The 12,341-nt window shown below is 52.4% G+C and carries 14 protein-coding genes; 7 read left to right on the forward strand and 7 right to left on the reverse strand.

The window, feature by feature from the left end:
• Window positions 1-19 precede the first annotated feature (19 nt).
• From iscA to trmJ, 5 genes are all read right to left on the reverse strand, one after another.
• Window positions 20-343 carry an iron-sulfur cluster assembly protein IscA gene (iscA, locus tag ACJHXA_RS16410; protein WP_000028953.1) on the reverse strand — a complete coding sequence of 108 codons (324 nt, stop codon included), beginning with the start codon at window positions 341-343 and terminating at the stop codon, window positions 20-22.
• A gap of 16 nt (window positions 344-359) precedes the next feature.
• Window positions 360-746 carry a Fe-S cluster assembly scaffold IscU gene (gene iscU / locus ACJHXA_RS16415; RefSeq protein ID WP_000331707.1) on the reverse strand — a complete coding sequence of 129 codons (387 nt, stop codon included), beginning with the start codon at window positions 744-746 and terminating at the stop codon, window positions 360-362.
• A 27-nt stretch (window positions 747-773) separates the two neighbouring features.
• Window positions 774-1,988 (reverse strand): cysteine desulfurase, encoded by a 1,215-nt coding sequence (gene iscS, locus ACJHXA_RS16420; RefSeq protein WP_001295373.1) that lies wholly within the window; start codon window positions 1,986-1,988, stop codon window positions 774-776.
• Window positions 1,989-2,099: 111 nt separating this feature from the next.
• Complete coding sequence (gene iscR, locus ACJHXA_RS16425; RefSeq protein WP_001241356.1) at window positions 2,100-2,588, reverse strand: Fe-S cluster assembly transcriptional regulator IscR; 489 nt, start codon at window positions 2,586-2,588, stop codon at window positions 2,100-2,102.
• Between the two features lie 300 nt (window positions 2,589-2,888).
• Window positions 2,889-3,626, reverse strand: a complete 738-nt coding sequence (trmJ, locus tag ACJHXA_RS16430) for a tRNA (cytosine(32)/uridine(32)-2'-O)-methyltransferase TrmJ (RefSeq protein ID WP_000940018.1) — start codon at window positions 3,624-3,626, stop codon at window positions 2,889-2,891.
• Between the two features lie 118 nt (window positions 3,627-3,744).
• Between trmJ and suhB the strand changes: the two genes are divergently transcribed.
• The 3 genes from suhB to csiE all read left to right on the forward strand — a co-directional run bounded on the left by suhB (window position 3,745) and on the right by csiE (window position 7,018).
• A complete protein-coding gene (suhB, locus tag ACJHXA_RS16435) occupies window positions 3,745-4,548 on the forward strand; it encodes an inositol-1-monophosphatase (RefSeq protein ID WP_000553451.1) in 804 nt (267 codons plus the stop codon).
• 144 nt (window positions 4,549-4,692) lie between these two features.
• Window positions 4,693-5,547: an alpha/beta hydrolase gene (locus ACJHXA_RS16440; RefSeq protein ID WP_001299515.1), complete on the forward strand. Its 855-nt coding sequence runs from the start codon at window positions 4,693-4,695 to the stop codon at window positions 5,545-5,547.
• Window positions 5,548-5,737: 190 nt separating this feature from the next.
• On the forward strand, window positions 5,738-7,018 hold the full coding sequence (csiE, locus tag ACJHXA_RS16445; RefSeq protein WP_000983009.1) for a stationary phase inducible protein CsiE: 1,281 nt from the start codon (window positions 5,738-5,740) through the stop codon (window positions 7,016-7,018).
• On the opposite strand, the gene ACJHXA_RS16450 is transcribed toward csiE, so the two are convergent.
• Complete coding sequence (locus ACJHXA_RS16450) at window positions 7,010-8,149, reverse strand: 3-phenylpropionate MFS transporter (protein ID WP_000244193.1); 1,140 nt, start codon at window positions 8,147-8,149, stop codon at window positions 7,010-7,012. The genes csiE and ACJHXA_RS16450 overlap by 9 nt on opposite strands.
• A 159-nt stretch (window positions 8,150-8,308) precedes the next feature.
• Window positions 8,309-9,199 (reverse strand): DNA-binding transcriptional regulator HcaR, encoded by an 891-nt coding sequence (gene hcaR / locus ACJHXA_RS16455; RefSeq protein WP_000423256.1) that lies wholly within the window; start codon window positions 9,197-9,199, stop codon window positions 8,309-8,311.
• Between the two features lie 135 nt (window positions 9,200-9,334).
• Here hcaR and hcaE point away from each other — a divergent pair, with 135 nt between their 5' ends.
• Genes hcaE through hcaB form a run of 4 tightly spaced genes read left to right on the forward strand, consistent with a single transcriptional unit; the run spans window position 9,335 to window position 12,340 of the window.
• A complete protein-coding gene (gene hcaE, locus ACJHXA_RS16460; RefSeq protein ID WP_000211172.1) occupies window positions 9,335-10,696 on the forward strand; it encodes a 3-phenylpropionate/cinnamic acid dioxygenase subunit alpha in 1,362 nt (453 codons plus the stop codon).
• On the forward strand, window positions 10,693-11,211 hold the full coding sequence (gene hcaF, locus ACJHXA_RS16465; RefSeq protein ID WP_001276072.1) for a 3-phenylpropionate/cinnamic acid dioxygenase subunit beta: 519 nt from the start codon (window positions 10,693-10,695) through the stop codon (window positions 11,209-11,211). The genes hcaE and hcaF overlap by 4 nt, the downstream gene beginning before the upstream one ends.
• The gene (locus ACJHXA_RS16470) at window positions 11,211-11,531 is read left to right on the forward strand and encodes a bifunctional 3-phenylpropionate/cinnamic acid dioxygenase ferredoxin subunit (protein ID WP_001080102.1); all 321 of its coding nucleotides are present in this window, start codon (window positions 11,211-11,213) and stop codon (window positions 11,529-11,531) included. The genes hcaF and ACJHXA_RS16470 overlap by 1 nt, the downstream gene beginning before the upstream one ends.
• Entirely contained in the window at window positions 11,528-12,340 is an 813-nt protein-coding gene (gene hcaB, locus ACJHXA_RS16475; RefSeq protein ID WP_001281377.1) for a 3-phenylpropionate-dihydrodiol/cinnamic acid-dihydrodiol dehydrogenase, read from the forward strand. Before ACJHXA_RS16470 ends, hcaB begins: the two co-directional genes overlap by 4 nt.
• Window position 12,341: the final 1 nt, after the last annotated feature.

Genomic DNA, 12,341 nt, shown 5'->3' on the forward strand with positions numbered 1-12,341 from the left:
GGGGTTATCGGTATGCGCATCAAACGTGGAAGCTTTCGCCGCAACCACACTCATCTTTAACGTTCGGGTTGGTGAATTTAAACCCTTCATTCAGGCCTTCTTTTACGAAGTCCAGCTGCGTACCGTCCAGAAATTGCAGGCTTTTGCCATCGACCACGACTTTCACGCCTTTGTCTTCAAACACGATGTCTTCCGGCGTCGGTTCGTCAACAAATTCCAGTACATAAGCCATACCTGAACATCCGGAGGTTCTCACGCCCAGACGCAGGCCAAACCCTTTGCCGCGGTTAGCCAGAAAGGTATTTACTCGCGCTGCTGCACTGTCGCTCAGTGTAATCGACATAACCAAACCTCAACTCTTATTTTGCTTCACGTTTGCTTTTATAGTCCGCAATGGCGGCTTTGATCGCGTCTTCTGCCAGAATAGAACAGTGAATTTTCACCGGCGGCAGTTCAAGTTCTTCAGCAATATCGGTGTTTTTGATCGCCTGCGCTTCGTCGAGAGACTTCCCTTTCACCCATTCGGTGACCAGGGAGCTGGAAGCGATAGCAGAACCGCAGCCGTAAGTTTTAAAACGCGCGTCTTCAATGATACCTTCATCGTTGACTTTAATCTGCAACTTCATCACGTCGCCACAGGCCGGTGCCCCCACCATGCCGCTGCCGACGTTCTCGTCGTTGTTGTCAAAGGAACCCACGTTACGCGGATTCTCGTAATGGTCGATAACTTTTTCGCTGTAAGCCATTATAAATTCTCCTGATTCCGATACCGATTAATGATGAGCCCATTCGATGCTGTTCAGATCCACGCCCTGCTTGTACATTTCCCACAGCGGAGAAAGGTCACGCAGACGACCGATGGATTTACGAACTAACTCGATGGTGTAGTCGATCTCTTCTTCAGTAGTAAAACGACCTAAAGAGAAACGGATAGAGCTATGTGCCAGCTCGTCGTTCAGCCCCAGCGCGCGCAGCACGTAGGACGGTTCGAGGCTTGCTGACGTACAGGCGGAACCTGAAGAAACTGCGAGGTCTTTCAGCGCCATAATCAGCGACTCACCTTCAACGTAGTTGAAGCTGACGTTGAGAATGTTCGGCGCACCGTGTTCCAGGTCACCGTTCAGGTAAACTTCTTCGATATCTTTGATGCCGTTCCACAGACGGTTACGCAGGCCGCGCAGACGTTCCATCTCGGTCGCCATCTCTTCTTTTGCGATGCGATAGGCCTCGCCCATTCCGACGATCTGGTGAACAGGCAGAGTGCCGGAACGCATACCGCGCTCGTGACCGCCGCCGTGCATTTGCGCTTCGATGCGTACGCGCGGTTTACGACGTACATACAGCGCACCGATACCTTTCGGGCCATAGATTTTGTGACCGGAGAAAGACATCAGGTCAACTTTCAACTGGCTCAGGTCGATAGGCAGTTTGCCCACGCTCTGGGTTGCATCAACGTGATAGATAATGCCACGAGCACGGCACATTTCGCCGATAGCCGCGATATCCTGCACCACGCCGATTTCGTTATTTACGTGCATGATGGAAACAAGGATGGTGTCGTCACGCATCGCTGCTTCAAGTTCTTTCAGGTCGATAATGCCGTTACGCTGCGGTGCCAGGTAGGTGACTTCAAAACCTTCGCGCTCCAGCTGACGGCAGGTATCCAGTACCGCTTTGTGTTCGGTTTTGCTGGTGATGATGTGCTTGCCTTTTTTCTGATAAAAGTTGGCTGCACCTTTGATCGCCAGGTTGTCAGATTCGGTTGCACCAGAGGTAAAGACGATTTCACGCGGATCAGCGCCGACCAGATCGGCAATCTGATTACGGGCGATATCTACCGCTTCTTCAGCCTGCCAGCCGAAACGGTGAGAACGAGAGGCCGGGTTACCAAAGGTTCCGTCCATCGTCATAAACTGCATCATTTTCTCGGCAACACGCGGGTCCACCGGCGTGGTTGCGGAGTAGTCGAGATAAATCGGTAATTTCATTGCTCTATAAACTCCGTACATCACTCAATGCAAGGAACCAGGCTACCGGCTGGATGTACGACCGTGTTTACGGAGCGCGATACGCCCCGGCCTGATTCTGAATTCTTTTTATTAAGCGCGTAACTTAACGTCGATCGCGTCTTGTATGCGGGTGCGTGGCGCGTCGTGAGTATGCTGACGACCAGACACATCCAGCACTTCCTGGTTATTAACCAGTTCGCCTAAAGTAATGTTGTTGAGAAAACCGGTGAGACGGTCGCTCAAATCACGCCACAGCGCGTGGGTCAGGCATTTATCGCCGCCCTGGCAGCCGCCTTTACCCTGACAACGGGTGGCATCTACAGATTCGTCAACGGCGCTAATCACTTCGCCAACGGCGATGCTGCTGGCATCTTTGCCTAACAGATAACCACCGCCTGGTCCACGTACGCTGGAAACCAGACCATTTTTACGCAGACGGGAAAACAGTTGTTCCAGATAAGAAAGGGAAATTCCCTGACGTTCGGAAATATCAGCCAACGGTACCGGGCCCGCTTCAGAGTTGAGCGCAACGTCAAGCATTGCGGTCACGGCATAGCGCCCTTTAGATGTCAGTCTCATGTCTTACTTCACCTCAAACTCGCCCCTGCCCGGGGTTTTTTATTGTAAAAGTGGGGGTATTGCATAGCAGGGTCAAGTCTGACATTCCCGAGTAAATTGGTCAACTATTTACTTGACTGATTTAGTCGGGTATTTAACCTTCAGTGCCATTTTTTTATCGTGGCGTTTGTACCTGTTGTCCTTCCAGACCATGGGCGGGTTGAGGGCAATTATTCGCATTAGCGCTGGCCTCTTCCCCTCACCCTAACCCTCTCCCCGAAGGGGCGAGGGGACCGTCCGTGCATTTATCTGGCTTAGCCCTCAGGCCTTATTACCTTTATTCTGCTGCTCAATAGAAGCCAGAATCCCGCGCAGGATATTCAATTCCTGGCTTTCCGGGCGCGCACGGGTAAACAGACGGCGCAATTTATTCATCACCTGCCCCGGATGGTTTTCACGGATAAAACCGGTTGCCAGCAGCGTTTGTTCCAGATGACCATAAAAACGCTCCAGATCATCGACCAGCGGATACGGCGTCTCTTCATGCTCGACCTGCTCGCCGTTTTCCTGAGTTGCCAGCCAGGCCATGCGCACTTCATAGGCAATAACCTGAACCGCCATCGCCAGGTTCAGCGAGCTGTATTCCGGGTTAGCCGCAATCGCGACATGATAATGGCATTTCTGCAACTCTTCATTGGTCAAGCCGACGCGCTCACGACCAAACACCAGCGCCACCGGGGTATTTGCCGCTTCAGCGACGCTTTTCAGACCGCATTCGCGCGGGTCGAGCATCGGCCACGGCAGCGTGCGGGAGCGTGCGCTGGTGCCCACCACCAGGCTACAACCGGCTAACGCTTCGTCGAGCGTATCGACGATGTGAGCATTACCAATCACATCGCTGGCCCCTGCTGCCAGGGCAATCGCCTGGGAGTCGGGTTTCACCAGTGGATTAACCAGCCACAGATTGGTTAATCCCATTGTTTTCATGGCACGGGCAACAGAACCCATATTGCCGGTGTGTGACGTCTCCACCAGCACAATTCGAATATTTTGCAGCATTGTCTTTCTTCATCTAAAGATTATTCACGCATCTTATCATAAAACGAAGACAGATGCCGATCTCGCTGCTATACTCTGCGCCGTTTTCCCGTTCTTTAACATCCAGTGAGAGAGACCGATGCATCCGATGCTGAACATCGCCGTGCGCGCAGCGCGCAAGGCGGGTAATTTAATTGCCAAAAACTATGAAACCCCGGACGCTGTAGAAGCGAGCCAGAAAGGCAGTAACGATTTCGTGACCAACGTAGATAAAGCTGCCGAAGCGGTGATTATCGACACGATTCGTAAATCTTACCCACAGCACACCATCATCACCGAAGAAAGCGGTGAACTTGAAGGTACTGATCAGGATGTTCAATGGGTTATCGATCCACTGGATGGTACTACCAACTTTATCAAACGTCTGCCGCACTTCGCGGTATCTATCGCCGTTCGTATCAAAGGCCGCACCGAAGTTGCTGTGGTATACGATCCTATGCGTAACGAACTGTTCACCGCCACTCGCGGTCAGGGCGCACAGCTGAACGGCTACCGTCTGCGCGGTAGCACCGCTCGCGATCTCGACGGTACCATTCTGGCGACCGGCTTCCCGTTCAAAGCAAAACAGTACGCCACTACCTACATCAACATCGTCGGCAAACTGTTCAACGAATGTGCAGACTTCCGTCGTACCGGTTCTGCGGCGCTGGATCTGGCTTACGTCGCTGCGGGTCGTGTTGACGGTTTCTTTGAAATCGGTCTGCGTCCGTGGGATTTCGCGGCAGGCGAGCTGCTGGTTCGTGAAGCGGGCGGCATCGTCAGCGACTTCACCGGTGGTCATAACTATATGCTGACCGGTAACATCGTTGCTGGTAACCCACGTGTTGTGAAAGCCATGCTGGCGAACATGCGTGACGAGTTAAGCGACGCTCTGAAGCGTTAATGACTCAGGCGGGTGATGTCACTCACCCGCCCTCGCCTTTCAGGCGCTATTCTGAAATACTTCCTCACCGCTTTACTTTCTTTCGTCACTCTCCCACCATCTTTCCCCGATTAATGGATGATAAAGAAGTCGCAAGGAAAGGTTATGGCACTGCCAGTGAACAAACGCGTTCCCAAAATTCTGTTTATTCTCTTTGTTGTTGCCTTCTGCGTTTATTTAGTGCCGCGCGTTGCCATCAACTTCTTCTATTATCCTGACGATAAAATTTACGGTCCCGACCCCTGGTCGGCGGAATCCGTCGAATTTACGGCTAAGGACGGTACTCGTCTGCAAGGCTGGTTTATTCCTTCTTCGACGGGCCCTGCTGACAACGCCATCGCAACCATCATTCATGCTCACGGCAATGCCGGAAATATGTCCGCCCACTGGCCGCTGGTCAGTTGGTTACCCGAGCGTAATTTCAACGTTTTTATGTTTGATTATCGCGGGTTTGGTAAATCAAAAGGCACGCCGTCCCAGGCCGGATTGCTGGACGATACGCAAAGCGCCATCAATGTGGTGCGCCATCGCAGTGATGTAAACCCACAACGGCTGGTGCTGTTCGGGCAGAGTATTGGCGGGGCGAATATTCTTGCTGTTATTGGTCAGGGTGATCGTGAAGGCATACGTGCGGTGATCCTCGACTCCACATTTGCCTCTTATGCAACCATCGCCAACCAGATGATCCCCGGCAGTGGCTACTTACTTGATGAGAGTTACAGCGGCGAAAATTATATCGCCAGCGTCAGCCCGATCCCGCTTTTACTCATTCACGGTAAAGCTGATCACGTTATCCCATGGCAGCACAGCGAAAAGTTGTATAGCCTGGCAAAAGAGCCAAAACGGTTGATCCTAATCCCGGATGGCGAACACATTGATGCTTTTTCCGATCGCCACGGCGATGTTTATCGCGAACAGATGGTGGACTTTATCCTTAGCGCGTTGAATCCGCAGAACTAACCCATGATCGCTAGCACGATAATCATTCACAAAACCACCTTAAGACATGCTAATCCACTGGTCAGAACAGTTTAAGATGAGAAAAATTCTGTGACGCTTGCCAACATTTCTGATGATTAGCATTCCCTTCGTCATTTCCCTGAGCAAACTTTAGCTATTCTTATCAATTATGCTTATGGGAGATCTACAGATGATGCCTACGCTTGCTCCACCATCTGTCCTTTCGGCTCCCCAGCGCCGCTGCCAGATCTTGCTGACGCTCTTTCAGCCGGGGTTGACCGCCACCACGGCAACTTTCAGCGAGCTTAATGGTGTGGATGATGATATTGCCAGTCTTGATATCAGCGAAACAGGACAGGAGATCCTGCGCTATCATCAACTCACACTGACGGCTGGTTATGACGGTAGCTACCGGGTTGAAGGTACAGTGCTTAACCAACGTTTGTGTTTATTTCACTGGCTACGACGTGGTTTCCGTCTGTGTCCATCATTTATTACCAGCCATTTCACCCCCGCCCTGAAGAGTGAACTGAAGCGGCGCGGAATTGCGCGTAACTTTTACGACGATACCAATCTACAAGCGTTAGTGAATCTCTGCTCCCGACGGCTGCAAAAACGCTTTGAAACGCGCGATATTCATTTCCTGTGTCTGTATCTGCAATATTGTTTGCTGCAACACCACGCTGGAATTACGCCTCAGTTTAATCCGCTCCAACGTCGCTGGGCGGAATCCTGCCTTGAATTTCAGGTAGCGCAGGAAATTGGACGCCACTGGCAGCGTCGGGCGCTCCAGCCTGTACCACCTGATGAGCCACTGTTTATGGCACTACTTTTTTCCATGTTGCGGGTTCCCGATCCACTGCGGGATGCGCATCAGCGAGACAGACAATTGCGTCAGTCTATCAAACGTCTGGTAAACCATTTTCGTGAGCTGGGAAATGTTCGTTTTTATGATGAACAGGGGTTATGTGATCAGCTTTATACCCACCTCGCCCAGGCGTTAAATCGCAGTTTGTTTGCCATCGGTATTGATAATACCCTGCCGGAAGAGTTCGCCAGACTGTACCCACGCCTGGTGCGCACCACCCGCGCGGCGCTGGCCGGATTTGAAAGTGAATACGGCGTCCATCTTTCTGATGAGGAAAGTGGTCTGGTCGCGGTGATTTTCGGTGCCTGGCTAATGCAGGAAAACGATCTGCATGAAAAACAGATTATTCTTCTTACCGGGAATGATAGCGAGCGAGAAGCGCAGATTGAGCAGCAGTTACGCGAACTAACGTTACTGCCGCTCAACATTAAGCATATGTCGGTAAAGGCATTTTTGCAGACAGGCGCTCCGCGTGGCGCGGCACTGATTATTGCGCCTTATACCATGCCATTACCGCTCTTTTCACCACCGCTGATCTATACGGACCTGACGCTGACAACACATCAACAGGAGCAGATCCGCAAAATGCTCGAATCAGCATGAGGGAACAACTTTCGGGCGCAAAAACATTGCCGGAAGCGCCACCAGCGCCATTACCCAGAACACGCCGTGGCCCAGATATTGATACAGGAAACCGGCGAAAACGGTCATGATAGCGATACTGCCGCCCATCGCGACGGCAGAGTAAACCGCCTGTAAACGGATGACTTCGCTACCCTGGCGAGCAGCAATATAACGCATGGCGGCCAGGTGGCAGACCGTGAAGGTGCCGCAATGCAGAATTTGCACCACTATCAACCACGGCAACGCCGTAGTTGCTCCCATAATGCCCCAGCGCACTACGCCGCAAATCGCCGAGATCAACAGCATATCGCGTGCACTACAACGGCGGAAAAGTTTATTACTCAGCGCAAAGATAATGACTTCCGCCACCACGCCCAGCGACCACAAATACCCCACCGCCGAGGCCGAGTAGCCAGCTGCCTGCCAGTAAATGGCGCTAAAACCGTAATAGGCCGCATGTGCCCCCTGCAATAAACAAACGCAGGCCAGAAAGCGCCAGTTCTGGCGAACCAGCGCCAACCACGCTGACCAACCGGTGCTCTCCTGCTGGCGGCTTGCCCCTTGTGGCTGAATCGTCGGACGGATGAGAAAGCCGAGCAGCATGGATGCCACGCCCAACGTCAACAGCGCGAGGATCACCCGATAATCAAACATAGTGACCAGTTTGCCCGTCAGCGCCGAGCCAATGACAAACGCCACCGAGCCCCACAGTCGCACTTTGCCGTAATCAAGCGGGAACTGCTTTTGCCACGTATTCGCCAGTGCATCGGTCAACGGTACCAGCGGTGAGAAAAAGAGGTTAAAGCCAATCATCACCAGCATCAGCCACGCTACGTGCGCCCCCGCCCAGAAGGCGACAGCAAAGAGAAGTGTCAGCAGTGCCAGCACGCGCAAGGCGGAAATCAGGCGGGAAGGATCGCTGACGCGGGGCGCGATGAGCAAACTCCCGAGAAAACGGGCAACCAGACCTGCCCCCAATAACAGGCCGATGGTTTCTGGCGTTAAACCAATCCCTTTAAGCCAGACGCTCCAGAAAGGTAGAAAAATGCCGTAACTAAAAAAGTATGTGAAATAGCCGAGCGCCAACCAGCGCGTGGATTGCAAAACCATGAGTCCCTCCCGTCAGGAGGCGTTAGTCTGGGGTTAATCGAATGTTGGTGCAAGTTGAAAAATAAGAATATTCGAGCCTGCTTCCCGATGTCTGTAACGCCAGTTCACAAGCACTAAAAAACTGCGATCCGCGACGCATGTTGCAAAAATAATGCGTAATTATGCCGTTACGTTTGCCAAACGTTCCTGCACAATGGCGATGAAATCGCGTAATGCCGGCTTCATCTCCCCTTTCTTCCACGCCATCAGTAAAGCAATGGAAGGCACATTTCCGGCAATGGGACGAAAAACAACCTGTCCGGTATTAAAATTATTCATATAACCGGGTATCAAAGTGACGCCCAGCCCCATGCCCACCAGATTCATGGTCACCAGAATATTCGTTGCCACCTGGACGATATTTGGCTGGCTGTTTTCTTGCGCAAACCACGCTTTAACGATCGGAGCAAGCGAACCGGAATACGCCGGATCGGTACTGACGAAATTCACGCCATCCAGTTGCGCGGCGGTGATCTCTTTTTCATGTGCTAAAGGGTGATCAACCGGTAACACAACCACTAATGGTTCGTCAAAAAGCTCCAGATAATCAATCTCCGGGCTATAAACAGGATGGCGCATTAAGCCGACGTCGAGTTCACCACGGCGAATTTTTTCCTCCTGTTGCGTGGTGATTAAACTCACCAGCTCAATCAAGGTGTCTGGCTGTCTGAGACGAAACATCGGTAATACTTTTGGCAGTAAATTCACTTCCGCCGATGGCACAAAGCCAATGGTTAATTGTCTGTCTTCCTGAACAATTTTCCGCGCCCGTAATTTGGCATTTTCCGCTTGTTCGAGGATTGCCAGCGCGTCCTGGAGAAAACATTCTCCCGCCGCCGTCAACGCGACTTTGCGCTTATCCCTCACCAGTAACGGAACACCGACACAGTTTTCAAGATCGCGGATCTGGCTGCTTAACGAAGGCTGTGAGGTATGCAGTTTTTCCGCCGCACGGGTAAAGTTCAGTGCCTGCGCCACTGCGACGAAATAGCGTAAATGCCGTAGTTCCATCACCTTCCCCTTGTTATCGAAAAAACGTCTCAGCTGGTAGAAATTAACTATTTCACATATTAGCAACCAACCAGCAACATCCTTATGGCACAAAAATAGAAGGTCAATACATCTTATCTTTCAGGATTAAAAAATATGACCACACCCTCAGATTTGAACATTTACCAACTGATTGATACCCAAAATGGTCGGGTCACTCCGCGTATTTATACCGACCCAGATATTTACCAACTGGAGCTTGAACGTATTTTCGGCCGTTGCTGGCTATTTCTCGCCCACGAAAGCCAGATCCCAAAACCTGGTGATTTCTTTAACACCTACATGGGGGAAGATGCGGTTGTCGTAGTGCGTCAGAAAGACGGCAGCATCAAGGCGTTTCTCAACCAATGCCGCCACCGGGCCATGCGTGTGAGTTATGCAGATTGCGGCAACACTCGCGCCTTTACCTGCCCGTATCACGGCTGGTCTTATGGCATTAACGGCGAGTTGATCGATGTACCGCTGGAACCTCGCGCCTACCCACAAGGGTTGTGTAAATCCCACTGGGGACTAAACGAAGTTCCTTGTGTGGAGAGTTATAAAGGGCTGATTTTTGGCAACTGGGATACCAGCGCACCGGGCCTGCGTGATTACCTGGGTGACATTGCCTGGTATCTGGATGGCATGCTGGATCGTCGCGAAGGCGGCACCGAAATTGTCGGCGGCGTACAAAAGTGGGTGATCAACTGTAACTGGAAATTCCCGGCAGAGCAGTTCGCCAGTGACCAGTATCATGCTCTGTTCAGCCATGCTTCTGCCGTTCAGGTATTAGGGGCGAAAGATGATGGCAGCGATAAGCGCCTCGGTGATGGACAAACCGCCCGCCCGGTGTGGGAAACCGCCAAAGATGCGCTGCAATTTGGTCAGGACGGTCACGGTAGCGGTTTCTTCTTTACTGAAAAACCGGATGCTAATGTCTGGGTCGATGGCGCAGTTTCAAGCTATTACCGCGAAACCTATGCCGAAGCAGAACAACGTTTAGGTGAAGTTCGCGCCCTGCGCCTGGCGGGTCATAACAATATATTCCCCACGCTTTCATGGCTAAACGGCACTGCCACACTCCGCGTCTGGCATCCGCGCGGCCCTGATCAAGTTGAAGTGTGGGCGTTCTGTATTACTGACAAAGCCGCCTCCGATGAAGTTAAAGCCGCTTTTGAAAACAGCGCCACTCGTGCTTTTGGTCCTGCTGGTTTTCTCGAGCAGGATGACTCGGAGAACTGGTGTGAAATCCAGAAATTGCTTAAAGGCCACCGCGCCCGCAACAGCAAACTGTGTCTGGAAATGGGGCTTGGTCAGGAAAAGCGCCGCGACGACGGCATTCCTGGCATTACTAACTATATCTTTTCAGAAACTGCCGCTCGTGGAATGTACCAACGCTGGGCCGATCTTCTGAGTAGCGAAAGCTGGCAGGAAGTGCTCGATAAAACCGCTGCTTACCAGCAGGAGGTGATGAAATGAGTGCGCAAGTTTCACTAGAGTTACATCACCGCATTAGCCAGTTTCTCTTTCACGAAGCCAGCTTACTGGACGACTGGAAATTTCGTGACTGGCTGGCGCAGCTCGACGAAGAGATTCGTTACACCATGCGCACCACAGTTAACGCGCAAACACGCGACCGCCGCAAAGGCGTCCAGCCACCGACAACCTGGATTTTTAATGACACCAAAGACCAGCTGGAGCGGCGAATCGCCCGTCTGGAAACGGGCATGGCCTGGGCAGAAGAGCCGCCGTCACGCACCCGTCACTTAATCAGCAACTGCCAGATAAGCGAAACCGACATCCCAAACGTATTTGCTGTGCGGGTAAATTATCTGCTTTATCGGGCACAAAAAGAGCGCGATGAAACATTCTATGTTGGAACGCGTTTCGACAAAGTTCGCCGTCTGGAAGATGACAACTGGCGCTTGCTGGAACGGGATATCGTCCTGGATCAAGCGGTAATCACTTCCCATAACCTGAGTGTACTGTTCTGATGAATCGAATTTATGCGTGTCCCGTTGCGGATGTGCCGGAGGGTGAGGCTCTCCGGATCGATACCTCGCCCGTCATCGCCCTGTTCAACGTTGGCGGCGAGTTTTATGCCATTAACGATCGTTGCAGCCATGGTAATGCGTCGATGTCAGAAGGGTATCTGGAAGATGACGCCACGGTGGAGTGCCCGCTACACGCCGCCAGTTTTTGCCTGAAAACGGGGAAAGCGTTATGCCTGCCCGCCACCGATCCGCTCACCACTTATCCAGTACACGTTGAAGGTGGTGACATTTTCATCGACTTACCGGAGGCGCAGCCATGAGCGATCTGCATAACGAGTCCATTTTTATTACCGGCGGCGGATCGGGATTAGGGCTGGCGCTGGTCGAGCGATTTATCGAAGAAGGCGCGCAGGTTGCCACGCTGGAACTGTCGGCGGCAAAAGTCGCCAGTCTGCGTCAGCGATTTGGCGAACATATTCTGGCGGTGGAAGGTAACGTGACCTGTTATGCCGATTATCAACGCGCGGTCGATCAGATCCTGACTCGTTCCGGCAAGCTGGATTGTTTTATCGGCAATGCAGGCATCTGGGATCACAATGCCTCACTGGTTAATACTCCCGCAGAGACGCTCGAAACCGGCTTCCACGAGCTGTTTAACGTCAACGTACTCGGTTACCTGCTGGGCGCAAAAGCCTGCGCTCCGGCGTTAATCGCCAGTGAAGGCAGCATGATTTTCACACTGTCAAATGCCGCCTGGTATCCTGGCGGCGGTGGCCCGCTGTACACCGCCAGTAAACATGCCGCAACCGGACTTATTCGCCAACTGGCTTATGAACTGGCACCGAAAGTGCGGGTGAATGGCGTCGGCCCGTGTGGTATGGCCAGCGACCTGCGCGGCCCACAGGCGCTCGGGCAAAGTGAAACCTCGATAATGCAGTCTCTGACGCCGGAGAAAATTGCCGCCATTTTACCGCTGCAATTTTTCCCGCAACCGGCGGATTTTACGGGTCCGTATGTGATGTTGGCATCGCGGCGCAATAATCGCGCATTAAGCGGTGTGATGATCAACGCTGATGCGGGTTTAGCGATTCGCGGCATTCGCCACGTAGCGGCTGGGCTGGATCTTTAAG

The organism is Escherichia sp. WS33 (assembly GCF_046486385.1).
Taxonomy (GTDB): domain Bacteria; phylum Pseudomonadota; class Gammaproteobacteria; order Enterobacterales; family Enterobacteriaceae; genus ECMA0423.

Excerpts from the sequence above, each read along its gene's own strand:
- iscA (WP_000028953.1), bottom strand. The coding sequence starts at position 343 with ATGTCGATTACACTGAGCGACAGTGCAGCAGCGCGAGTAAATACCTTT.
- iscU (WP_000331707.1), bottom strand. The coding sequence starts at position 746 with ATGGCTTACAGCGAAAAAGTTATCGACCATTACGAGAATCCGCGTAAC.
- iscS (WP_001295373.1), bottom strand. The coding sequence starts at position 1,988 with ATGAAATTACCGATTTATCTCGACTACTCCGCAACCACGCCGGTGGAC.
- iscR (WP_001241356.1), bottom strand. The coding sequence starts at position 2,588 with ATGAGACTGACATCTAAAGGGCGCTATGCCGTGACCGCAATGCTTGAC.
- trmJ (WP_000940018.1), bottom strand. The coding sequence starts at position 3,626 with ATGCTGCAAAATATTCGAATTGTGCTGGTGGAGACGTCACACACCGGC.
- suhB (WP_000553451.1), top strand. The coding sequence starts at position 3,745 with ATGCATCCGATGCTGAACATCGCCGTGCGCGCAGCGCGCAAGGCGGGT.
- ACJHXA_RS16440 (WP_001299515.1), top strand. The coding sequence starts at position 4,693 with ATGGCACTGCCAGTGAACAAACGCGTTCCCAAAATTCTGTTTATTCTC.
- csiE (WP_000983009.1), top strand. The coding sequence starts at position 5,738 with ATGATGCCTACGCTTGCTCCACCATCTGTCCTTTCGGCTCCCCAGCGC.
- ACJHXA_RS16450 (WP_000244193.1), bottom strand. The coding sequence starts at position 8,149 with ATGGTTTTGCAATCCACGCGCTGGTTGGCGCTCGGCTATTTCACATAC.
- hcaR (WP_000423256.1), bottom strand. The coding sequence starts at position 9,199 with ATGGAACTACGGCATTTACGCTATTTCGTCGCAGTGGCGCAGGCACTG.
- hcaE (WP_000211172.1), top strand. The coding sequence starts at position 9,335 with ATGACCACACCCTCAGATTTGAACATTTACCAACTGATTGATACCCAA.
- hcaF (WP_001276072.1), top strand. The coding sequence starts at position 10,693 with ATGAGTGCGCAAGTTTCACTAGAGTTACATCACCGCATTAGCCAGTTT.
- ACJHXA_RS16470 (WP_001080102.1), top strand. The coding sequence starts at position 11,211 with ATGAATCGAATTTATGCGTGTCCCGTTGCGGATGTGCCGGAGGGTGAG.
- hcaB (WP_001281377.1), top strand. The coding sequence starts at position 11,528 with ATGAGCGATCTGCATAACGAGTCCATTTTTATTACCGGCGGCGGATCG.